This is a genomic window from Lentzea sp. NBRC 102530, assembly GCF_030269365.1.
GTDB lineage: Bacteria > Actinomycetota > Actinomycetes > Mycobacteriales > Pseudonocardiaceae > Lentzea.
On sequence record NZ_BSTF01000003.1, the window covers coordinates 1 to 19,203 of the forward strand.

Genomic DNA, 19,203 nt, shown 5'->3' on the forward strand with positions numbered 1-19,203 from the left:
ACATCGACTGGTACAACACCACCCGCATCTCCACCACGCTCAAGGGCCTGAGCCCGGTCGAATACCGAGCCCAGGCCCTCACGGCCTAACCTTCAGTTAGCCAGTCCAACTTCCGGGGACCAGTTCAGGAGCAGCCCCCTCTTCTTCGTTTCGGAACTAGACCGCGATGGCCTCGGCGTCCGCGACCCGCTCCAGACCCGACCTGGTCGACAGCGGCTTCTCGCGCAGGAACCACACGAGGACGAACGCGACGATCATCACGATGCCGCCGGTCATGAAGACCGTGTCGATCGCGCTGGAGAACCCGTCGAGGAACGGCTTGGCCAGCACCGGGTCGAGACCGTTGAGGAACTCGGTGTTGTTGATGTCCACGCCGGACCCGCCACCGCCCTGCAGCATCTTCGCGAACTCCGGGTTCTGGCCCAGAGCGGCGCGGAAGGCGTCGGTCTGCGCGGCGGCCTTGAGGCCCTCGGCGATCTTGTCGCCGACCGTGCTGAACAGGATCGACAGGAACACCGCGGTGCCGACGGTGCCGCCGATCTGGCGGAAGAACGTCGCCGAAGCGGTCGCCACGCCCATGTCCCGGGGCTCGGCATCGTTCTGGATCGCCAGCAGCAGCGTCTGCATGCACTGGCCGAGGCCCGCGCCCATCACGAACATGTAGCCCATGACGAGCCAGGTCGGCGTGTCCGTGCCGATGGTGCTGAGCAGGAACAGCGCGAGCGCCATCAGGCCGGCGCCGATGATCGGGAAGATCTTGTAGCGCCCGGTCGTCGACGTGACCTTGCCCGCGATCGCGGTGGCCGACATGATCCCGAACGTCATCGGCAGCAGCATCAGACCGGCCGTGGTCGGCGTGACGCCCTTGACGATCTGCAGGTAGAGCGGGATGGAGACCATGCCGCCGAACATGCCGATGCCGAGCACGAAGTTGATCGTGTTGCCGAGCGAGAACGTGTGGTTGCGGAACATCCGCATCGGCAGCATCGCCTCGTCGCCCATGCGGTTCTCGACCCACACGAACGCCACCAGGCCGAGCACGCCGATCACGTACATGGCGATCGACAGACCCGACGCCCAGCCCCACTCACGGCCCTGTTCGGCCACGATCAGCAGCGGCACCAGGCCGACGGTCAGCGCGATGGCGCCACCGAAGTCGATGCGGTGGTTCACCCGCTGGTGCGGGATGTTGAGCACGCGGGCCACCACGAACAGGGCGAGCAGCGCGATCGGGACGTTCACGAGGAACACCCAGCGCCACCCGGTGACACCGAGGAACGAGCTGAGACCGGCGAACACGCCGCCGATGACCGGGCCGAGCACGCTGGCCGAACCGAACACGGCCATGAAGTACGCGGAGTACTTGCTGCGCTCCCGCGGCGAGATGATGTCCGCCATGATCGCGAAGGCCAGCGACATCAGACCACCGGCGCCGAGACCCTGCACCGCGCGGAACGCGGCCAGCTCGTACATCGAGGTCGCGAGGCCCGAGAGCAGCGACCCGACGAGGAACAGCGAGATCGCCGCGAGGTACATCGGCTTGCGCCCGTAGATGTCCGACAGCTTGCCGTACAACGGGGTGGTGATGGTCGCGGTGATCAGGTAGGCGGTGGTCGCCCACGCCTGCAGCGTCTGGCCGTGCAGCTGGTCGGCGATGGTCTTCATGGCGCTGGCGACGATCATCTGGTCCAGCGCCGCGAGGAACATGCCCAGCAGCAGGCCGGACAGCACCGTCATGATCTGGCGATGCGTCAGGGAGACCCCTGGCGTGGGTGTCGCCTCGGCTGTTGATGACATCTCTAGTCTTTCCCTCCGTCGCGGGGCCCCGTCCCGCGGTTGTTCAGAAAGAGCGCTGGAATCACGCGCTCGTAGTCCTGGACGAAGCGTTCGAACAGGTCCGCGAAGCCCTTGAAGTCCTCGTCGACCCAGTCCGCGAACACCTGCTCGATGGCCTCGTTGCGCTGACGCCGACGCGTCAGGATCAGCTCGCGGCCCGCTTCGGTGACCGCGAGAACGCTGGCCCGGCCGTCCGCCGGGTCGGCCCGCCTCTCGATCAGCCCGTCCTTCACCAGACCGGCGACCTGCCGGCTGATCGTGGACGGGTCCGAGAGAACCGCCTCCGCGAGCGCGCTCGACCGGCATTCCCCGAGACCGGAGAGCGTCGCGAGAAGCACGAAGGCGGACTTGTCCATGCCCTGCTTCGCCATCTGGTGCGACACCTGGGCGTGCATCTTGTTGAGGCGCACCATCGCCATCCCGACCCGGTCCGCGAGCTCGTGCTCGGGATCGACGTCGAAGGTGACGCTGGGGCACCTGCCCGGCTCGACCATCTGACACCTCGTTGCTTGTATCACCCAACTAGTTGCTCGGTACAAGCATCCATCCCGGTCCACCGGATTGCAAGTGAGTTTCAGGTCTCACTCCACGGCGGAGTGGTACGGACGCTCCGAGTAGCGGTTACTCGCGGGTAGCCCCAGGAGTTACCCGCCGGTAGCATCCGTCCCATGAGCCAAGACGTGTCGTTCATCGCCGACGCCATGAAGCAGGCAGTGCCGTACGTGAAGACGACCGGCATCGAGTTCGAGGAGGTGTCGGCGAGCCGCATCGTGGCGTCCCTGCCCGACACCCCGGAGCTGCACAACCACATCGGCGGCCCGCACGCCGCGATGATGTTCGGTCTCGGCGAGTCCGCGTCCGGCGCCGTCGTGATGGCCGCGTTCGCCGCCCACCTCGCGAAGGTCACGCCGCTCGCCGTCAGCGCGGAGATCTCCTACAAGAAGATCGCCATGGGACCGCTCCGCGCGGAAGCCGTGCTCGGGCGTTCCGCGGACGAGGTCCTGGCCGAACTGGAGGCCGGCACGCGGCCCGAGTTCCCCGTCACCATCACGATCAGCAACGCCGAGGGCGTCACCACCGGTGAGATGACCGTCGTCTGGACGCTCAAGCCCGCACGCTGAACTGGGCATCTCCGTATTTCGGTTGGAAATCGCGGTGAACCGAACCGCGCGAAATACGTAGCCTTGGCGACTCTCCGCCCCGCGTGCACCATCGAGGTCATGTCGGGGTGGAGAACTGTGGGCGGGGTCGTGCTGGTCCTGCTCACCGCGGGGTGCGCCGCGCAGGTGCAGGAGTCGAGACCGGTGGCCGTCGAGAAGCCGGCCGAGGACGCGCCGGTGACGGCGTCGTCGCCGACCTCGGCGTCGATCCCGCCCGCCCAGCTCGGCATCAGCGTGGCCTCGATCGTGGACGGCCGGTCCGTGATGCTCTCCGACGGCTCGAAGGCCGAGGTCAGCGGACTCGCGCAGCCCGGCGCGTGCTGGGCGGACGCCGCCACGAGCTTCGCCAGGAGCATGCTGCTCAACCAGCAGGTGCGCTACGACCGGGCCACCGGCGTCCTCTCCCTCACCGACGGCACCGACTACGCGTTGCTCGCGCTGGGCAACGGCGCCGGTCGCACCGCGGGCACCCCCACGCCGGGCCAGAAGGAGGCCGAGGTGGCCGCCCAGCGCGTGCCGATGGGCCTGTGGGGCACGCCCTGCGGCGGCAAGGACGTCCTGGAGACCTCGACTCCCCCGCCTCCGCCACCCCCTCCGGCGACGACGACCACGACCAAGAAGCCGCCGACGACGACGCAGACGCCGAAGCCCACCTACTTCGCGACCTGCGACGACGCCCGCCGCGCCGGTGCCGCCCCGCTCTACTGGGGCCAGCCGGGCTACCGGGTCGAGCTCGACGAGAACCGCAACGGCATCGCGTGCGAGTCCCGGTACCGCTAATAACCTCAGCGGTATGAAGCTGGACAAGGCCGCCGTCGACTACAGCCCCGCGAGCGCGGGGGACATCGCCAAACAGGCGGAAGAGCAGGGCTACGACGGGTTCTGGCTCGCCGAGACCAAGCACGACCCGTTCCTCGCGCTGGCCGGAGCCGCCGCGGCGACCGAGCGGATCGAGCTCGGCACGGCGATCGCGGTGGCGTTCGCACGCAACCCGATGACCGTCGCGACCACGGCGAACGACCTGCGGCTGCTGTCGGGAGGCCGGTTCAACCTCGGCCTGGGTTCGCAGGTCGAAGCCCACATCACCAAGCGCTTCGCCATGCCGTGGAGCAAACCCGCCGCACGCATGCGCGAGTTCGTGCTGGCCCTGCGCGCGATCTGGCACGCCTGGGAGACCGGCGAACGGCTGGCGTTCCGCGGCGAGTTCTACAAGCACACGCTGATGACACCGTTCTTCGACCCCGGCCCGAACCCGCACGGCCGGGCGCCGATCTACCTCGCGGGCGTCGGCGAGCGGATGACCGAGGTGGCGGGCGAGGTCGCGGACGGCTTCCTGTGCCACAACTTCACGACCGAGCGGTACCTGCGCGAGGTGACGCTGCCGGCGTTGGAACGCGGCCGCGCGAAGGTGGGGAAATCGTTGGAGGGCTTCGAGATCAGCGGCCCGGTGTTCACCGCGACGAACGACGAGGAGATCGCCGACGTCAAGCGGCAGATCGCGTTCTACGGGTCGACGCCCGCCTACCGGCCGGTGCTGGACCTGCACGGGTGGGGCGCGCTGCACGAGGAGCTGCACCGCATGTCGCGGCGGCAGCAGTGGGCGGAGATGAGCGAACTGGTCACGGACGAGGTGCTGGCCGAGTTCTGCGTGCTCGGCACCCCGGAGACCGTCACGGCCGCGCTTCTGGACCGCTACGGCGACGTCGTCACCCGGATCTCACCGTCGCGGAACGTGCTTCAGCGGCCGGAGAAGTGACTGAGCCCCTGGCGGGCCAGCTCGGCGTGGAACCCGACCAGTTCGGCGCGCACCCTGGCGACGCCCTTCTTGCGGATCCACCGGCGTCTGCCGACGTTGGCGGCGGTCAGGGCGAACGGCAGGGCGAGCAGGGTCAGGATCAGGGCGATGGCCATCTCGTCTCCTCAGGGGGTTGCGAACAAGCAACGACCAATCGAGACATCGCTTACGGTACCGGCTCGAACGCCACCCAGGTGGAGCAAAGTCACCGACAGACGACGAGTTCTTGACTAATATTATTTTCGGTGTGACGCTTGCGGCATGTTCGAAGTGGCGGTGATCGAGGACCCGTCCGCGGCCGAGGTGTCGCTGGACCCGGTGCGGGCGAGGCTGCTCGCGGAGCTGGTGGAGCCCGGATCGGCGACGATGCTCGCCGCGAAGGTCGGGCTGCCGCGACAGAAGGTGAACTACCACCTGCGCACGCTGGAGCAGCACGGCCTGGTGGAGCTCGTCGAGGAACGGCGCAAGGGCAACGTGAACGAGCGCCTGCTGCAGGCGACCGCCGCGTCCTACGTCATCTCCCCGACGGCGCTCGCGGCCGTGCAGCCGGACCCGGCGCGCTCGCCCGACCGGTTGTCCGCGCGGTGGCTGCTCGCCGTCTCGGCCCGGCTGGTGCGCGACGTCGGCACGTTGATCACGGGCGCGACCAGGGCGAAGAAGCGGCTCGCGACGTTCGCGCTGGACGGCGAGGTCCGGTTCGCCTCGGCGGCGGACCGCGCGGCGTTCGCCGAGGAGCTCGCGGGGTTCATGACGCAGCTGGTCGCGAAGTACCACGACGAACAGGCCGAAGGGGGACGCCCGCACCGAGTCGTCGTCGCCCTGCACCCGCGCGTGGCCGCCAAGGAGGAAGAGTCGTGACGCACGAGTTCGAGATCGCGAAGGAAGTCGAGGTCGAGGGGACCCCGGAGCAGGTCTGGGACGCCATCGCGACCGGACCCGGCATCGACTCGTGGTTCATGGGCCCGCACACCGTCGACGGACGCCTCGGCGGCCGGATGACGCTCGACATGGGCTTCTTCCAGGAGTCCTCGACGATCACGACCTGGGAGCCGGGCAAGCACCTCGCGTACTCGAGCGCGAAGGGCGAGGACGGCACGTTCCACGCCATGGAGTACCTGATCGAGGCCCGCGAGCAGGGCACGACCGTGCTGCGGTTCGTGCACAGCGGCATCCTCGCCGACGGCTGGGGCGACGAGTTCGTCGACCAGCAGTCGAAGGGCTGGGACATGTACCTGTTCACGATGGCCGAGTACGTCAAGCACTTCGCCGGACGACCCGGTACGTACGTCTTCGCGCAGTGGCCCGAACAGCCGGAGGGCGCGGACAACTGGCCGGTGCTGCTGGCGGCGCTCGGGGTCTCTCCCGACGCCGAGGTCGGCGACGAGGTGACGCTGCGACCGTTCGGCATCCCCGGCGTCGTCGACTACGTGGTCCGCCACGACCTGCACAACTTCCTCGGCGTGCGCGGCCCGGACGGCCTCTACCGCTTCCACGGCACGAGCGCGTTCGGCCACCACGTCTTCGGTGACGCGACCGGTGAAGCCGAGCGCTGGCAGGCGTTCCTGACTCAGACCGTCGGCGTGCAGACCTCGTAGACGTAGTCCTCGTGCCCGTACGGCACGATGTTCCGGTCGCGCCGGATGATCGACACCTTCCCGGCGCGATCGGCACAGGACTTGTTGAAGCCCGCCTCGGTGTACTCGATCTGGAAGAAGTCGTTGCCGAACGCGTTGGCGAACGTCCCGCACTCGTTGCGCGCCTGGCAGTCCTCGGTGATCGCGAAGTCGAAGCCGATCTCCTTCTTGCCCGCGTCACCCAGTTCCGCGGCGTTCTTCTGCGCCACCGCGAGCCCCTGCTCGTGCGCGTACCGCACGAACGCCTTCATGTACTCCTTGGTGGCGTTGAGGTCGAACGCGCCCTGCGAGCGCTGGTAGGAGTCGAGGTTGTCCGGCTCGACGCCCTTGAAGTACGACGTCTTGCAGTCCTTGATCCACTTCTTCTGGATCTCCAGGATCTTCGCGCGCTTCTCGCCGGTGGAGATGTCGAGGATCCCCTCCTGCCACTCCGGGTCGATCGCGACCTGGCCGTCCTTCTTGACCAGCAGGTCGTCGTGGTTCGCGCGCCACCAGTCGAGCCCGCCCTCCGCCTTGTTCGGCTGCGTCTGCAGGGCGTTGAGGTAGCAGATGTTGTAGCGCCGGCCGTCAATGATCTTGCTGCGGTCCCTGACGACGATCTTCACCGGCACGTCCGGCTGGTAGGCGCCCCCGAGCTGGTAGTCGAGCTGGCCACCGGCGGGCGGTTTCTCCCGCGGCGGCAGCTCGGGTTCGCTCGCACACCCGCTCAGCAAGACCAGCACGGCAAGTGCCGCAACAGGTTTGACCAGTGTTCCGAGATCCACGCGACGACCTTCCCGGTCTCGACGCCCTCAGGCCGTTCACAGCAGCCACACAGCCTGCTCCACCGCATGTCTCACCGGCGTGAGGATTAGGCCGTTGGGCGGCCATCAGTTCAGTGCCGGCCGGGTACCACCCGTCCATGCGGTGGTTGCTGCTGATCCTCGTCCTGGCGGGCTGTTCCGCGATCCCCCTCTCCCCCTCGGCGTCCTCCGCGGCCCAGGTCGACCGAGTCCCCCGGGGAACCCTCGACGCCGTCGCCGCCCGCACCTCACTGGCCGCACTGCCCGTGGCGACACCGGGCCGGATGGACGGCTACGTGCGGGACTGCGACGACGGCAAGGCGTGCGTCTTCGGCCAGCCCTGGTTCGACACCGACGGCGACGGCTGCGACCAGCGCAGCCAGGTGCTGGCCCGCGACCTCGCCGAGGTGACCCGCAAGCCGGGCCGCTGCGGCGTGCAGTCCGGTGTCCTCGACGACCCGTACACCGGCACGCAGGTGACCAGCGTGTCGAAGATCCAGATCGACCACGTGGTGCCGCTGGCGGCGATGTGGCGCAGCGGGGCCGCCTCCTGGGCGCCGGAGCAGCGGCTGGCGGCGGCGAACGACCTGCGGAACCTGGTGGCGGTGTCGGGCAAGGTCAACCAGTCCAAGGGAGACAAGACGCCGGACGAGTGGATGCCGCCGTCCGCCGGCTACGCGTGCTCGTACGGGCGGATCTACGTGACCGTGAAAGCCGCTTACAGCCTCTCCGTGACGCCGGCGGAGCGTGCGGCGCTGGAGCAGGCCCTCACCGCCTGCGGGTGAGGGAAACCGGCTGTGGGGAGCGCCTGAGAAATGCGGGAGGGCCAGATCAGCGAGTGATCTGGCCCTCCCGTCTCACCGAGCCGCCTATCGGAATCGAACCGATGACCTGCTCATTACGAGTTCCCTGGTGTTCGTGTTGAGTGCTGACGGGTAGTACCGCACCGGTCTGATTGATCCTGGTCAGGCCGGTGCGACTGCCGTTCGGTGCCGTTGTCGATCAGCTCGTTTCAGAGCGTTCGGGCACACAATGGGCACACTTTGCGTGCCTCCATCTCGTCCCCGCTGACCAGCACGGATGCCGCTCCGCAGACGGCGAACCAGAGTGTGATCCCCCGGAAGTTGATCGGGCGTGCCGTCGCTTCGACCGCGTGCAGCAACGACCGGAAGACACCGGCTGCCGGTCTGACTACGGCGTCCACAGGATCGGCCCAGTCGCCTTCACGAGCCGAGGCGCGAGCCGATCGCCAGGAACAGGAACGCTCAGCAACTCCTGAACCACGTGCGTCAGGGAACCCGTGCGCTCCCACACGATGCCGGGCGGCTCATCCCCATCGGTGCGCAACGCCATCGCGTCGTCCTCGTCGCGAACGCGGACAGCGTCGATCCATCCACCCGGCCAGACCCTGTAGCCATCGACCTGTGTCGGCACTCCCTCGACCGCGTCGCGGTGGACGAAACTCCAGCCTGCGTCTCTGATCGCGATGAGCGCAGCGAGCACGGGAAAGGCACGGATCGCCGCGTCGTCATTCATGCGGCATCACTCGACGCCCGGACGCGAACACCAGTCGCCACAACCAGTTCCGGCAACGGATCGCCGTTCACGCGGTGAACCACGCGCTGTCCGGTGAAGGCCCGTCGACCGTGCAACCAGCGGTGATTGTCCAGGACGTAGCCCTGCCCGGCAGTGAGCCTGAACTCGAACGCATGGCGGTCGATCGCGGCCCTCAGCACTGGAATCCAGCGGTCGACCTCGGGCGCGAACTGAGCAAGCTCGTCGAGCCGAAGTCTGACAGCGATCCGGCCGCCGCCGTTGTCGCTGAAGATCGAGCTGAGGTACCCGGCCGCGCCGCCGAACAAGACGGAGCGCGGAGTACTCAAGGCGGTGAGCGCTTCAGGCTCCGACTCGGCGAGATCGTCGTACACGGCCTGGCCGTCGATGAGCACGCACTCGCCGCCGGTTGTCGCTGCCTGCGTACAGCTCATCATCAGCAGCGCGGGCGGATGCGGAACGCCCGAGCGATCGGTGTGCGGGTTGAGCGCACAAGCGCTGAAGCCTGCGAACCCACTGCGCACGATGGACTCGCCGAGGTCAGCGATCGTGGTGACGCCGTCAGGTCCGCTGTCGCGATGCGGAACGACTATGGCGATCGACTGCGCGAGCCTCAGCAGGTCCTCGGGGCCGTCGAGACCGTCGACTACAGCGAGTCCCTGCTCGGCGATCAGCCCGACCAGGTTGGCGGAGTCCGCGTTGACGCGATACGGCTCGATCATGGCGTCTACCTCCCGAAACGACTCGTCTACGGGATCAGCAGAACGCTGTTCTGTCCACCACGTCCAGTGACAGGTTGTCAACACCGCGCTGCCTCGGCATGGTGGGTTCCGGTGCTACTTTGCCGTTGAGCAGCCTGCCCGCGAATCACGGAGGACACCTCGATGAGTCAGCTTGCCTACCCCGTCTCGATCAAGGGCGTGGTGGTCCGCGACGGCAAGGTGTTGCTGCTGAAGAACGAGCGCGAGGAGTGGGAACTACCGGGCGGCCGCATCGAGCCCGGAGAGACGCCGGAAGAGTGCGTTGCCCGCGAGATCACCGAAGAGACGCAGTGGAAGGTGACGACCGGGCCGATCCTCGACACGTGGATGTACTACATCAACGTTGCCGAGAAGAACGTGTTCATCGTGACCTACGGATGCCACCCGGTCGGCGATAGCGAGCCCGTGCTTTCCCACGAGCACAAGGAAATCGGCCTGTTCGCCGAGGACGAAGTATCCGGCTTGAACATGCCCGAGGGCTACAAGCGCTCGATTGCGACGTGGTTCGAGCGACTGCGCGCGAACGCGGTTAGGTAAGCCATGACGGGCGGACGGTGTGACGCGTGTGGAGCCGAACTCAGTCGGCTCGCCGTCGAGCCGATCTGTCCCACCTGTCACGCCAGTGCGCGTCACGTCGCCCCGGTCGTTCCAACTCGTCGACTCATGCCCGCCGTGTGGTTGTGGTCAGCGCCAGAAGCAACCGCGGCCCTCAGGAGTCGTGACCTGGCAACGATCCTGCGGGTGTACCGCAGGCTGAACAAGCTCAGCCAGGAACGGCTCGCCGCACTGCTCGGCTACGACAAGACCTACGTGTCGATGATCGAGACCGGTCGCCGGAACATCAGCGATGTAGCCACGCGCCGGCACATCGCCCGGACGCTCGGACTCCCGATGCACGCGCTTGGCGTGACCGACAATGACGATGCCGACTTCGCGGCGATGATCCAGTTCGGTGACTCGACCATCCGACTTGCTGAGATCGCCCGCCAGGCCGGTCGGGCAGTCGATGCGGTCAACGAACTGTGGCCGCTGGTGGCTCGGCTTGAGGCACGAGCCGCTGAGGGGCGAGCCGAACGAGACACGATGATCCTGCTCGGGCAGGGCCGTGCCGCGCTCGGTGTATCGCTCGGCACGGTGCTGCCCGAGGAGCGGCTGACGGCTGCTGCCCGCTGGACGGGCAAGGCACTGGTGATCGCCGAACGCCTCGGCGACCGGGCGTTCCTTGCTCACGCGCTCCGAATGCACGGGAACGAACTGCGCAAGGCTGACCACGTCGGCGCAGCAATCGCTCGACTCAGCCGAGCTGTTGCTGTGTCCGAGGATCGGGAAGGGCAGGGAGCCGCGTTCGCGCTTCTCGCTCGTGCGGCAGGCGAACACCGCGACCCCGACCTGTTCGACCTCGCGATCAACGGGTATCGCGAACGACTCGACCACGGTGGCGGTCGAAGCATGTTGTTCAACCCGTTCACCTTCCGGGAGATCGAGCTACGCGGCCTGGTCGCGACCGGTCGAACTGCGGCCGCTGCGCGCGTCATGCAGGCGGGGCAACCCGATGCCGCACCCGTGGCGCCGCAGTGGCACATCATCGAGCGCGTAACCGCTGGCAAGGTTCTGCTCGCCGCCCGGCAACGGGATGGCGCCGAGGCGTCATTGCGCGCCGCGCTCTTGGCGGCCGAGGTACACCGACTGCCCCACCAGATTCAACGCACGATCCGTGCTGCGAAAGCTGGCAAGTTGTCCCAGGTCGAGGTCGAAGGCCTTGCCGCCCTCCAGCGATTGAACGACTTGCTGACGGTTCGATAGGCACGACGCGGCCACGCGCCCGCGTCTCCTAGAACCCCAGCACAGATAGCTGCTCTGAGATCTCCCAGTTCCGTACACACCGCGAGCAGCTATGACGTACCGGTGCGCAGATTCATCCGCTGTGGGTCACCCCCCACCCCGGTCAGAGCTGTGTCGGCGCGGCATAGACGGCTTGCGGAGTGGCATGATCCGATGCCATGCCAGCCGCCACACCACCAGATCGCGCAAGCGGAGCCACGCCAGAGCGTCCCAGAGCACCGCAGTCAACTAGGAGCCTGGTTCTTACTGCGGCAACATTGATGACGATTGTGGTCATCCTCGTCATCGTCGCGCAGGTCTGGACCAAAGAGCCATCTGCCGCGAACTGGATCAACGGCATTGCCGCAACACTTTCAGGACTAAACGTTGCGCTCACGTTCTTCATCCTGCGAGCCGCACTAGGGCAACTCGATATTCTCCATCAAGACATGAACAACCAGGAGGATCGACATCGCGAGGCATTGCAAGCTCAAGAGCAGCGCAGAGTCGAAGAAGCGGAGCAGGCACAGGCCGAGCTAGCCCGCCAGGAAAGGCGGCACACGGACGAGTCTGGTCGCGCACAGGCACAACTTGCCAACGCACAAGCACAACTAGCACTACAAACGAGCTCGGTACAGATCGCACAAGCCAGCGCTACAAGCACAACGGGAAGCAGCGAGAACACGCCTAGACCTGACCGCCCCTCGCTGCTCTATCGAACTCACGAGCGCACTAGTCAACCTGTACCGACAGGGAAGCCAAGAACCACAACAAGTCCAAGACGAGGACCTCAAGCTAGACGAGGACGTCAACAAGCAATATCTAGAGGTTATTCTCACCTTTACCATCAAGAACTGGGGCCGCGAGCCGGTCATATATTCCCTGGGAAGCCCCTGGGAAAACACCGGATCCCACATCCTATATCCAGAGGTCCCGCAGAACCTCTGGTGGAAGTACAGGACCTCTGTCGATCACTGGATGCGAATAGCCGAAGGGCAAGCCAGCATTTACCGAAGCGAGGAAAAGCCGGACGGTCCTCCAAATCTGATCACGCTGCTGGTTCCAGTCAATAACCTCGACAACACCGTGAACGACATGCATCGATGGGACTCGTACATCATGCCGATAACCGTCAATCGCCTGAGCGTGGTGGCGCACCCAGGATCGAACATATTGAGGACCGCCCGGAAGATTACCTATTTTGAGCGGGAGTGGATACCTCTCCGGGAAGAGAAGGCGTCGCCATCGACTTAGGCCCGTCCGCGACACCTACACAGAGAAGCCTCGGGGCCGCCCCTCGTGCGCGCGAGACTGTTGGCGACCGGTCGAAACGGTCGCGTTCGGATCACCATTGCTCATTCGGATCAGCTCTCGGGACGTGATCCGAACGGTCTGAATGGTGATCCGGACGGCTAGGGCTACAAGTCGAGCGTCCACACCGAGCCCTGCCCGAAGCCCTGCCGGGTAGTCGCGATGCCCGCGCGCTTGCGGGCACGCTTGAGCGTCGCCTCGGCGATCCCGTCGGCTCGTGCGGCCCGAAGAATGTCGGAAGCCTTCGCGCTGCCGCCCTGCTGAATCAGGTAATCCCGCAACCACGAGACGGCCTCGTCCCGCTCCGACCGGGCCTCGGGATCGCTGCCAGACTCAGCGAGAATGTCGCGCACGTTGCGCTCAGTTTCGCCGACCATCACCAGTCGCCCGACCTCGGCAGGACCATCGTCGGTCTCGATCACATGGGACTCGATGCGATATCCAAGCGAAGGCAGATCGAGACGCCCGAGGTTGTTCTTCGCCTGGCTGATCACGCACGAGCCGTCCTCGCTGTCATCGTCGCGGGCGACAGCGAGCACAGCACGGGCGACGGCAGAGAACGCTCGGCTTCCGGTGATCAGGTTCAACGGGTCAGGACTCGCCGACTTGTTGAAGTGAGCGAGCCCGATCACTGCACATCCGGTGCGATCTGCCATGCGCACCAACGGTTCCAGTGCCAACCGCAACTCGCGGTCCCGGTGCGTGTCGATCCCGGAGGCGATCGCCGACAACAACGGATCGAGCACGAGCAAGCCGACACCTCGGGCGGTGATCTCGTCGCCGAGCCGCGTGTTCACCGAGCCCAACGGGACGCTGCTACACCCAGGCAAGGTGTCCGAGGCGTTCGAGAAGATCGTGCGGACGTCGAGCCTGCCGCCGATCCGGCTGCACGACCTGCGGCACGGTGCCGCAACGCTCGCACTCGCGGGCGGTGCCGACATGAAGACCGTGCAGGAGATGCTCGGTCACTCGTCCATCACGATCACGTCGGACATCTACACGAGCGTTCTCCCCGAGGTCGCTCACCGGGCCGCCGAAGCAGCGGCCAAGCTCGTCCCGCGCAGGTCCACCGGAACCGATGGGCACACTTCGGGCACACACGAGGCCCCGAGCAGTGCAGCTCTACAACTCGTCACGGACCTGGGCAAAAGGAAAGACCCAGGTCAGGAAGCCTGACCTGGGTCTTATCTCACCGAGCCGCCTATCGGAATCGAACCGATGACCTGCTCATTACGAGTGAGCCGCTCTGGCCGACTGAGCTAAGGCGGCGAGACGCGATAACTATAACCGACCCGCAAGCGCGTTACTCACGGGGGTCCCTCTCGTTGTACGGACAGTGACCGAGGTCACCACCTCCCCACCGTCGAGGAGTGCTCCGATGCGCCGTTCGTTGTCCGTGCCGCTGGCTGGGTTGCTGCTCGCGCTCGTCGCGACGCCCGCGCTCGCGCAGCCCCCGACCACTCCGGTGCCGGGGCCGCGCGATCCGAACCAGCCGCCGGCGTCGGCGCCGAACGGGCCCCAGCCCCTCGGGCACGCGGTCGGGGACGCGGGGACCGGGTTGAGCGTGCTGCGGCTCGGGCCGCAGGGGGTGCCCACGAACACGATCCTGCCGGGGTTCGGGGACCAGTTGCCGAAGCAGTCGGTGACCGAGTTCGGGTTGGGGCTGGCGAGCGCGCAGGTCAACACCGAGGCGTTCCTCGCGACGGAACGGGTGGTGACGCAGGCCAACCCGTTCGGGTTCGCGGTGGCCGGGCGGGCGCCGCAGACGCCGGGGACGTTGGTGCAGACGGCGATTCCGGACAACCCCCAGCCGACCAACGGCGGGTTGCCGATTCCGGAGACGCCACTCGCGAAGCTCAGGGCGTTGAACGGCAGCGTGCAGGCCCGGTGGGACGAGAAGGTCGGGCCGTGCGTGAGTCCGCTGGCCACGGCCAAGACGTCGTTGGCCGGGCTGGAGGTGCTCAGCGCGTTGCCGGCCGAGGTGCCGTTGCCGGTGAAGACGAGTCTGATCAGCGTTCCCGACACGTTCGAGGCGAGCTCGGTGGTCAAGCTCGTGGACCTGCCCGGCAGCAGGAACAAGGCAGTCGAGTCGACGTCGACGATGCGGGCGGTCAGCGTGGAGCTGGCCGGTGGCATCAAGATCGACGTGGTCACGCCGCCGACGCTGACGGCCACCGCCACCGGGGACGAGAAGACCTCGAAGATCACGTACTCCGCGCCGGTGCTCAAGGTCAGCCAGAACGGCAAGGAGCTCGGCACGCTCGACGCCGCGCACCCCGCGTTGGACATCCCGCTGTTGCTGGACCTGGTGGTCGTGAAGCTGCAGATCGCCGGGTTGAACGAGAAGAAGGCCGCGTTCACGGGCAACGGGTTCAGCGGGTTCCAGCTCGGGGCCACGGCGCGGATGCTCGACGTGCAGCTGCTGCCGACGGACAAGCTGAAGCTGCCGAGCCTGCCGGCGGCGCTCGCGCAGATCTCGCTGGGCGAGCAGATCGTGCGGGCCGCGGCGCCGCAGGGCGGCGTCGTGTGCGGGACGTCGCAGCCGCCGCAGACCACCGTGCCGCAGCAGCCCGGCGCGCCGGCCGCGCCGCCCAAGGGTGCACCGCCGCTGGCCTACACCAACGCCGCGTACAACTCGATCCCGTTGTTCTGGACGGGAACGGCGTTGCTGCTCGCGGGTGTCGTGATCTTCGCGGCGCTGCCGTCGCGGCGGCGGTCCGAGGTAGCGGAGCCGTCCCAGCTGCCGGACTGAGGGTTGTTCCGGCTGGCGGAACGTAGTTCCATGCGGAGAGCCATTCCGCCGCCAGATCGGAAGGCACGCAATGCAGGTCAGGCACTCGACCAACCCGGCCCAGCTGCCGGGCTTCGACACGGAGGGACTGCGGCGGCACTACCTCGTCGACGACCTCTTCGCACCGGGCGAGATCCGGACCGTCTACACGCACGAGGACCGCATCGTGCTGGGCGGAGCGACCCCGCGACCGGGCGGGCCGCTGAGGTTGGAAAGCGCTTCCCCCCTGCGTTCGCAGCACTTCCTCGAACGGCGCGAGCTCGCCGTCGTCGCCGTCCGGGGCAGCGGGACGATCACCGTGGACGGAGTCGCGCACGAACTCGGCACGCGCGACTGCCTCTACGTCGGACAGGGCTCGCAGGACGTCGAGTTCCACGCGTCCGGTGAGGACACCCGCTTCTACCTGTTCTCCACGCCCTCGCACGCCCCGCACCCCACGGCCGTCGCACGCTACGACGAGGTCGACGTGCTGGACGCGGGCGACCAGAGCACCGCGAACCGCCGGGAGATCCGCAAGTTCGTGCACGCCGACGGCATCCGCTCGTCGCAGCTGGTGCTCGGCGTGACGTCGCTCAAGCCGGGCAGCGTCTGGAACACCATGCCGCCGCACACGCACGACCGGCGCACCGAGTGCTACCTCTACTTCGACCTGCCGGAGGAGCACCGCGTCGTCCACCTGTGCGGGGATCCGCAGAACACGCGGAACATCGTGGTGCGCAACGAAGAAGCGGTGATCTCCCCGTCCTGGTCCGTCCACAGTGGAGCAGGTACGCACTCGTACGCGTTCGTCTGGGCGATGGGCGGCGAGAACCAGGCCTACGACGACATGGACCAGGTCGCCGTGACGGAGCTGCGATGAGCTTCTCGTTGGCAGGCAAGACAGCGCTCGTGACGGGCGCGCGCACGGGCATCGGCCGTGCCATCGCCCGCGGCCTGCACGAGGCGGGCGCGCAACTGGTCCTCGTCGGGCGCGGCGACCTGTCGGACGTGGCACCGGCGCTCGCCACGGTGTCCATCGACCTCTCGCAACCGCAGGACGTCGAACCGGCCCTCGGCCCGATCCTCGCCGAGCACCGCGTCGACGTCCTGGTCAACAACGCCGGCACGATCCACCGGGGCGCCGCCGTCGACGTCTCATTGTCCGACTGGCAGCGGATCATGGCGGTCAACCTCGACTCGGCGTTCGAGATCTCAAAGCTCTGCGGCCGCCAGATGATCGCCAATGGCGGTGGCAAGGTCGTCAACATCGCGTCGATGCTGTCGTTCCAGGGCGGCATCCTCGTCTCGGCCTACACCGCGTCGAAGCACGCCCTGGTCGGCATGACCAAGCTGCTCGCCAACGAGTGGGCCGAGTCGAACGTGCAGGTCAACGCCATCGCACCGGGTTACATCGCCACCGACAACACCGCACCGCTGAGGGCCGACCCGGACCGCGAACCGGCGATCCGCAGCCGCATCCCGGCTGGCCGCTGGGGCACGCCAGAAGATCTGGTGGGCCCGGCGGTGTTCCTTTCCTCGTCCGCATCCGATTATGTGACCGGACACGTTCTGGTCGTGGACGGAGGCTGGCTGGCGAGATGACCGACATCGCGCGGGTGACGGGCCTGCCGCAGTCGACGGTCCACCACCTCCTGCCGACGACGATGGTGGACGCGGTGGAGCGGGCACGGCCGGCGTTGCACGCGTTGCGGCGGTCGACGGGCTGCACCGTGCACCTGGCCGTGCTGTTGGGCGACGAACTGGTCCATGTGGACGAGGTCGAGAAGCCGTACCGCACGGCGTGGCGGCTGGGCACGTCCCTGCCCGCCCACGGCACCGCCATCGGCAAGGCCGTGCTGGCCTCGTTCTCCCCTGCCGAACTGGACGCCCACCTCACCCGCACCGGCCTGCCCGCCCGCACCCCGCACACGATCACCTCCGCACCTCGGCTGCGGGCGCAGCTCACGCGGGTGCGCCGGTCCGGGTTCGCGCTGGACGACGAGGAGAACGAGGTGGGCGTGCGCTGCGTCGGCGCCGCGGTCCGGGACCACTCGGGCGCGGTGATCGGCGGGCTGTCGGCGTCCTCGCCGGCGCTGGAGCACTCGCTGCCCGAGCTGATCGCGCTCGGGCCGCGGGTGCTGCGGGCGGCGGACGAGGTGTCAGCCGCGCTGGGGTGGCTCTGACCGCGCGGCGACGGCGGCGAACAGGTCCCAGCCGTCGAGTTCGGCGACCTGCCACCCGGCTTCGTCGAGCAGCGCGCGGATCACCCCGGGCCGGTTGAGGTTCAGACTGCGGCCACCACACGCCACCTGTCCGGCGTGCCGGAAACCGTCCGCGACGAGGCGCCCGTCGCCCGCCTGGAACACGATCACGAGCTGTCCGGGCTCGCCCTCGCGACGCAGCCGCACGACCTCGCGGCGGCCGTCGCCGCAGGAGTGGCGCACCGACCAGACGAACCGGTTCGCGCCGATCAGCAACGACCTGATCCCGCGCCGCGCCACCGGTTCAGCCCCGCTGGGGCGGTGCGACCAGGTCCGGCCGCAGCCGCGACGCCGTCTCCGCGGTGACGGTGGCCCCGTGGTCAGCCACGGTGCAGGGTGGTGACCATCGCCTCGACGGCGATCCGCGGCTTCACGTTGACCTCGATCGCCTCGCGGCACGCCAGCACGGCTTCCAGCCGCCGCAGGATCGACTCCGGCGTCCACTGGGCGGCCGCGGTCTTCGAGTCGCCGGAACGGTCCGGGTGCATCAGCGCCGCCTCGGACCCGGTCCTCGTGACCAGGGCGTCGCGGTAGAAGCCGGCCAGGTCGACCAGCGCCATGTCGAGCGAGTCGCGCTGGGTGCGGGTGGCGCGGGACTTCTGGCGCTTCTCCAGGTCCTTCAGCGCGCCCTTCGCGCCTCGGGTGGCGGCGGCGGTGCCCTTGCCGGTGCCGCCCGCGCCCATCGCGGTCTCCAGGGCTTCGCGCTCGGCCTCGTTGCGGGCCTCGTTGGCGGTCGAGGCGTCGTCCTCTGCCGCCTTGATCAGTTCGTCGGCGCAGGTGAAGACGTCGGCGGGCCTGCGCAGGGCGAGCGGAATGCGCAGGACGGCCTCGCGGCGGGCCCGGGACTGCTCGTCGGAGGCCAGGCGACGGGCCCGGCCGACGTGGCCGCCGCAGACCGAGGCCGCCCACTTCGCCATCTCGGGCGAGACGCCGTCGACGGTCTCCAGCGCTGTGGCGATGTCGGCGGGCCGCGGCGAACCCAGCGACACCAGCCGGCAGCGGGAGCGGATGGTCACCGACACGTCGTCGGGGTGGTCGGAGGGGGCGCAGAGCAGGAAGACGGTGCGCTCCGGCGGTTCCTCGACGGCCTTGAGCAGGGCGTTCGCGGCGCCCTCGGTCAGCCTGTCGGCGTCCTCGATGATCACGACCTGCCAGCGGCCCGAGGTGGGGCGGCGGGCCGAGATCTGCACCAGGGACCGCATCTCGGCAACGGAGATCGAGAGGCCCTCGGGCGCGACCACGCGCACGTCGGCGTGGGTGCCGTGCAACGTCGTGCGGCAGCCGGCGCACTCACCGCAGCCGGGGCGGTCGTCGGTCACCACGCACTGCAGCGCGGCCGCGAACGCGCGGGCGGTCGACGAACGACCGGAGCCGGGCGGGCCGGTGAAGAGCCATGCGTGCGTCATCACGCCTGGTGCCGGCGTGCCACCGGAGACGATCGTGGCCGCCGCCTCCGCGGACGCCGCCAGGGTCGCCACCGCTTCGGGCTGGCCGACCACCTCGTGCCACACGCTCATG

Annotated in this window: 23 protein-coding genes and 1 tRNA gene; 14 read left to right on the forward strand and 10 right to left on the reverse strand. The window is 68.0% G+C overall.

Annotated elements, in window-relative coordinates; translation table 11 throughout:
- Positions 1-2 precede the first annotated feature (2 nt).
- Positions 3-89 (forward strand): IS3 family transposase, encoded by an 87-nt coding sequence (locus tag QSK25_RS07465; RefSeq protein ID WP_502881823.1) that lies wholly within the window; start codon positions 3-5, stop codon positions 87-89.
- A 67-nt stretch (positions 90-156) separates the two neighbouring features.
- Here QSK25_RS07465 and QSK25_RS07470 read toward each other — a convergent pair whose 3' ends face one another.
- Complete coding sequence (locus tag QSK25_RS07470) at positions 157-1,797, reverse strand: MDR family MFS transporter (protein ID WP_285635320.1); 1,641 nt, start codon at positions 1,795-1,797, stop codon at positions 157-159.
- 2 nt (positions 1,798-1,799) lie between these two features.
- Positions 1,800-2,330, reverse strand: a complete 531-nt coding sequence (locus QSK25_RS07475) for a MarR family winged helix-turn-helix transcriptional regulator (RefSeq protein WP_285635323.1) — start codon at positions 2,328-2,330, stop codon at positions 1,800-1,802.
- 174 nt (positions 2,331-2,504) lie between these two features.
- Here QSK25_RS07475 and QSK25_RS07480 point away from each other — a divergent pair, with 174 nt between their 5' ends.
- The 3 genes from QSK25_RS07480 to QSK25_RS07490 all read left to right on the forward strand — a co-directional run bounded on the left by QSK25_RS07480 (position 2,505) and on the right by QSK25_RS07490 (position 4,752).
- On the forward strand, positions 2,505-2,957 hold the full coding sequence (locus QSK25_RS07480; protein ID WP_285635326.1) for a DUF4442 domain-containing protein: 453 nt from the start codon (positions 2,505-2,507) through the stop codon (positions 2,955-2,957).
- 99 nt (positions 2,958-3,056) lie between these two features.
- Positions 3,057-3,776, forward strand: a complete 720-nt coding sequence (locus QSK25_RS07485) for an excalibur calcium-binding domain-containing protein (RefSeq protein ID WP_285635329.1) — start codon at positions 3,057-3,059, stop codon at positions 3,774-3,776.
- Between the two features lie 13 nt (positions 3,777-3,789).
- Positions 3,790-4,752, forward strand: coding sequence for a TIGR03617 family F420-dependent LLM class oxidoreductase (locus tag QSK25_RS07490; protein WP_285635332.1), 963 nt, complete (start codon positions 3,790-3,792; stop codon positions 4,750-4,752).
- On the opposite strand, the gene QSK25_RS07495 is transcribed toward QSK25_RS07490, so the two are convergent.
- A complete protein-coding gene (locus QSK25_RS07495; protein WP_285635335.1) occupies positions 4,734-4,907 on the reverse strand; it encodes a hypothetical protein in 174 nt (57 codons plus the stop codon). The genes QSK25_RS07490 and QSK25_RS07495 overlap by 19 nt on opposite strands.
- 145 nt (positions 4,908-5,052) lie before the next feature.
- Between QSK25_RS07495 and QSK25_RS07500 the strand changes: the two genes are divergently transcribed.
- Together QSK25_RS07500 and QSK25_RS07505 are read left to right on the forward strand one after the other, a co-directional pair.
- Positions 5,053-5,649 carry an ArsR/SmtB family transcription factor gene (locus QSK25_RS07500; protein ID WP_285635338.1) on the forward strand — a complete coding sequence of 199 codons (597 nt, stop codon included), beginning with the start codon at positions 5,053-5,055 and terminating at the stop codon, positions 5,647-5,649.
- Positions 5,646-6,386, forward strand: a complete 741-nt coding sequence (locus QSK25_RS07505) for an SRPBCC family protein (RefSeq protein WP_285635341.1) — start codon at positions 5,646-5,648, stop codon at positions 6,384-6,386. Before QSK25_RS07500 ends, QSK25_RS07505 begins: the two co-directional genes overlap by 4 nt.
- Here the strand turns inward: QSK25_RS07505 and QSK25_RS07510 are convergent.
- The gene (locus QSK25_RS07510; RefSeq protein WP_285635344.1) at positions 6,359-7,189 is read right to left on the reverse strand and encodes an endo alpha-1,4 polygalactosaminidase; all 831 of its coding nucleotides are present in this window, start codon (positions 7,187-7,189) and stop codon (positions 6,359-6,361) included. The genes QSK25_RS07505 and QSK25_RS07510 overlap by 28 nt on opposite strands.
- Before the next feature lie 137 nt (positions 7,190-7,326).
- Here QSK25_RS07510 and QSK25_RS07515 point away from each other — a divergent pair, with 137 nt between their 5' ends.
- Entirely contained in the window at positions 7,327-7,992 is a 666-nt protein-coding gene (locus QSK25_RS07515; RefSeq protein ID WP_285635347.1) for an HNH endonuclease family protein, read from the forward strand.
- A gap of 406 nt (positions 7,993-8,398) precedes the next feature.
- On the opposite strand, the gene QSK25_RS07520 is transcribed toward QSK25_RS07515, so the two are convergent.
- Positions 8,399-8,743, reverse strand: a complete 345-nt coding sequence (locus QSK25_RS07520) for a hypothetical protein (RefSeq protein ID WP_285635350.1) — start codon at positions 8,741-8,743, stop codon at positions 8,399-8,401.
- Positions 8,740-9,483 carry a TauD/TfdA family dioxygenase gene (locus QSK25_RS07525; protein ID WP_285635353.1) on the reverse strand — a complete coding sequence of 248 codons (744 nt, stop codon included), beginning with the start codon at positions 9,481-9,483 and terminating at the stop codon, positions 8,740-8,742. Before QSK25_RS07525 ends, QSK25_RS07520 begins: the two co-directional genes overlap by 4 nt.
- Positions 9,484-9,645: 162 nt before the next feature.
- On the opposite strand from QSK25_RS07525, the gene QSK25_RS07530 reads away from it, so the two are divergent.
- Entirely contained in the window at positions 9,646-10,059 is a 414-nt protein-coding gene (locus QSK25_RS07530; RefSeq protein WP_285635355.1) for an NUDIX hydrolase, read from the forward strand.
- 204 nt (positions 10,060-10,263) lie between these two features.
- Complete coding sequence (locus QSK25_RS07535; RefSeq protein WP_502881814.1) at positions 10,264-11,325, forward strand: helix-turn-helix domain-containing protein; 1,062 nt, start codon at positions 10,264-10,266, stop codon at positions 11,323-11,325.
- Positions 11,326-12,761: 1,436 nt separating this feature from the next.
- Here QSK25_RS07535 and QSK25_RS07540 read toward each other — a convergent pair.
- Positions 12,762-13,451 carry an AAA family ATPase gene (locus QSK25_RS07540; protein ID WP_285635360.1) on the reverse strand — a complete coding sequence of 230 codons (690 nt, stop codon included), beginning with the start codon at positions 13,449-13,451 and terminating at the stop codon, positions 12,762-12,764.
- Between the two features lie 34 nt (positions 13,452-13,485).
- Here QSK25_RS07540 and QSK25_RS07545 point away from each other — a divergent pair, with 34 nt between their 5' ends.
- Positions 13,486-13,830 carry a tyrosine-type recombinase/integrase gene (locus QSK25_RS07545; RefSeq protein WP_285635364.1) on the forward strand — a complete coding sequence of 115 codons (345 nt, stop codon included), beginning with the start codon at positions 13,486-13,488 and terminating at the stop codon, positions 13,828-13,830.
- Between the two features lie 19 nt (positions 13,831-13,849).
- Here QSK25_RS07545 and QSK25_RS07550 read toward each other — a convergent pair.
- Positions 13,850-13,923, reverse strand: a tRNA-Thr gene (locus tag QSK25_RS07550).
- 109 nt (positions 13,924-14,032) lie between these two features.
- Here QSK25_RS07550 and QSK25_RS07555 point away from each other — a divergent pair.
- From QSK25_RS07555 to QSK25_RS07570, 4 genes are all read left to right on the forward strand, one after another.
- The gene (locus tag QSK25_RS07555; protein ID WP_285635366.1) at positions 14,033-15,406 is read left to right on the forward strand and encodes a hypothetical protein; all 1,374 of its coding nucleotides are present in this window, start codon (positions 14,033-14,035) and stop codon (positions 15,404-15,406) included.
- A gap of 70 nt (positions 15,407-15,476) precedes the next feature.
- Positions 15,477-16,304 (forward strand): 5-dehydro-4-deoxy-D-glucuronate isomerase, encoded by an 828-nt coding sequence (gene kduI, locus QSK25_RS07560; RefSeq protein ID WP_285635368.1) that lies wholly within the window; start codon positions 15,477-15,479, stop codon positions 16,302-16,304.
- Positions 16,301-17,026, forward strand: coding sequence for an SDR family oxidoreductase (locus tag QSK25_RS07565; RefSeq protein WP_285635371.1), 726 nt, complete (start codon positions 16,301-16,303; stop codon positions 17,024-17,026). Before kduI ends, QSK25_RS07565 begins: the two co-directional genes overlap by 4 nt.
- The gene (locus QSK25_RS07570) at positions 17,023-17,607 is read left to right on the forward strand and encodes an IclR family transcriptional regulator (RefSeq protein WP_285635374.1); all 585 of its coding nucleotides are present in this window, start codon (positions 17,023-17,025) and stop codon (positions 17,605-17,607) included. The genes QSK25_RS07565 and QSK25_RS07570 overlap by 4 nt, the downstream gene beginning before the upstream one ends.
- Here the strand turns inward: QSK25_RS07570 and QSK25_RS07575 are convergent.
- Together QSK25_RS07575 and QSK25_RS07580 are read right to left on the reverse strand one after the other, a co-directional pair.
- On the reverse strand, positions 17,584-17,925 hold the full coding sequence (locus tag QSK25_RS07575) for a hypothetical protein (protein ID WP_285635377.1): 342 nt from the start codon (positions 17,923-17,925) through the stop codon (positions 17,584-17,586). The genes QSK25_RS07570 and QSK25_RS07575 overlap by 24 nt on opposite strands.
- Positions 17,926-18,005: 80 nt before the next feature.
- Positions 18,006-19,202, reverse strand: coding sequence for a DNA polymerase III subunit delta' (locus QSK25_RS07580; protein ID WP_285635380.1), 1,197 nt, complete (start codon positions 19,200-19,202; stop codon positions 18,006-18,008).
- Between the last annotated feature and the right edge of the window lies 1 nt (position 19,203).

Excerpts from the sequence above, each read along its gene's own strand:
- QSK25_RS07470 (WP_285635320.1), bottom strand. The coding sequence starts at position 1,797 with ATGTCATCAACAGCCGAGGCGACACCCACGCCAGGGGTCTCCCTGACG.
- QSK25_RS07475 (WP_285635323.1), bottom strand. The coding sequence starts at position 2,330 with ATGGTCGAGCCGGGCAGGTGCCCCAGCGTCACCTTCGACGTCGATCCC.
- QSK25_RS07480 (WP_285635326.1), top strand. The coding sequence starts at position 2,505 with ATGAGCCAAGACGTGTCGTTCATCGCCGACGCCATGAAGCAGGCAGTG.
- QSK25_RS07485 (WP_285635329.1), top strand. The coding sequence starts at position 3,057 with ATGTCGGGGTGGAGAACTGTGGGCGGGGTCGTGCTGGTCCTGCTCACC.
- QSK25_RS07490 (WP_285635332.1), top strand. The coding sequence starts at position 3,790 with ATGAAGCTGGACAAGGCCGCCGTCGACTACAGCCCCGCGAGCGCGGGG.
- QSK25_RS07495 (WP_285635335.1), bottom strand. The coding sequence starts at position 4,907 with ATGGCCATCGCCCTGATCCTGACCCTGCTCGCCCTGCCGTTCGCCCTG.
- QSK25_RS07500 (WP_285635338.1), top strand. The coding sequence starts at position 5,053 with ATGTTCGAAGTGGCGGTGATCGAGGACCCGTCCGCGGCCGAGGTGTCG.
- QSK25_RS07515 (WP_285635347.1), top strand. The coding sequence starts at position 7,327 with ATGCGGTGGTTGCTGCTGATCCTCGTCCTGGCGGGCTGTTCCGCGATC.
- QSK25_RS07520 (WP_285635350.1), bottom strand. The coding sequence starts at position 8,743 with ATGAATGACGACGCGGCGATCCGTGCCTTTCCCGTGCTCGCTGCGCTC.
- QSK25_RS07525 (WP_285635353.1), bottom strand. The coding sequence starts at position 9,483 with ATGATCGAGCCGTATCGCGTCAACGCGGACTCCGCCAACCTGGTCGGG.
- QSK25_RS07530 (WP_285635355.1), top strand. The coding sequence starts at position 9,646 with ATGAGTCAGCTTGCCTACCCCGTCTCGATCAAGGGCGTGGTGGTCCGC.
- QSK25_RS07555 (WP_285635366.1), top strand. The coding sequence starts at position 14,033 with ATGCGCCGTTCGTTGTCCGTGCCGCTGGCTGGGTTGCTGCTCGCGCTC.
- kduI (WP_285635368.1), top strand. The coding sequence starts at position 15,477 with ATGCAGGTCAGGCACTCGACCAACCCGGCCCAGCTGCCGGGCTTCGAC.
- QSK25_RS07565 (WP_285635371.1), top strand. The coding sequence starts at position 16,301 with ATGAGCTTCTCGTTGGCAGGCAAGACAGCGCTCGTGACGGGCGCGCGC.
- QSK25_RS07570 (WP_285635374.1), top strand. The coding sequence starts at position 17,023 with ATGACCGACATCGCGCGGGTGACGGGCCTGCCGCAGTCGACGGTCCAC.
- QSK25_RS07580 (WP_285635380.1), bottom strand. The coding sequence starts at position 19,202 with ATGAGCGTGTGGCACGAGGTGGTCGGCCAGCCCGAAGCGGTGGCGACC.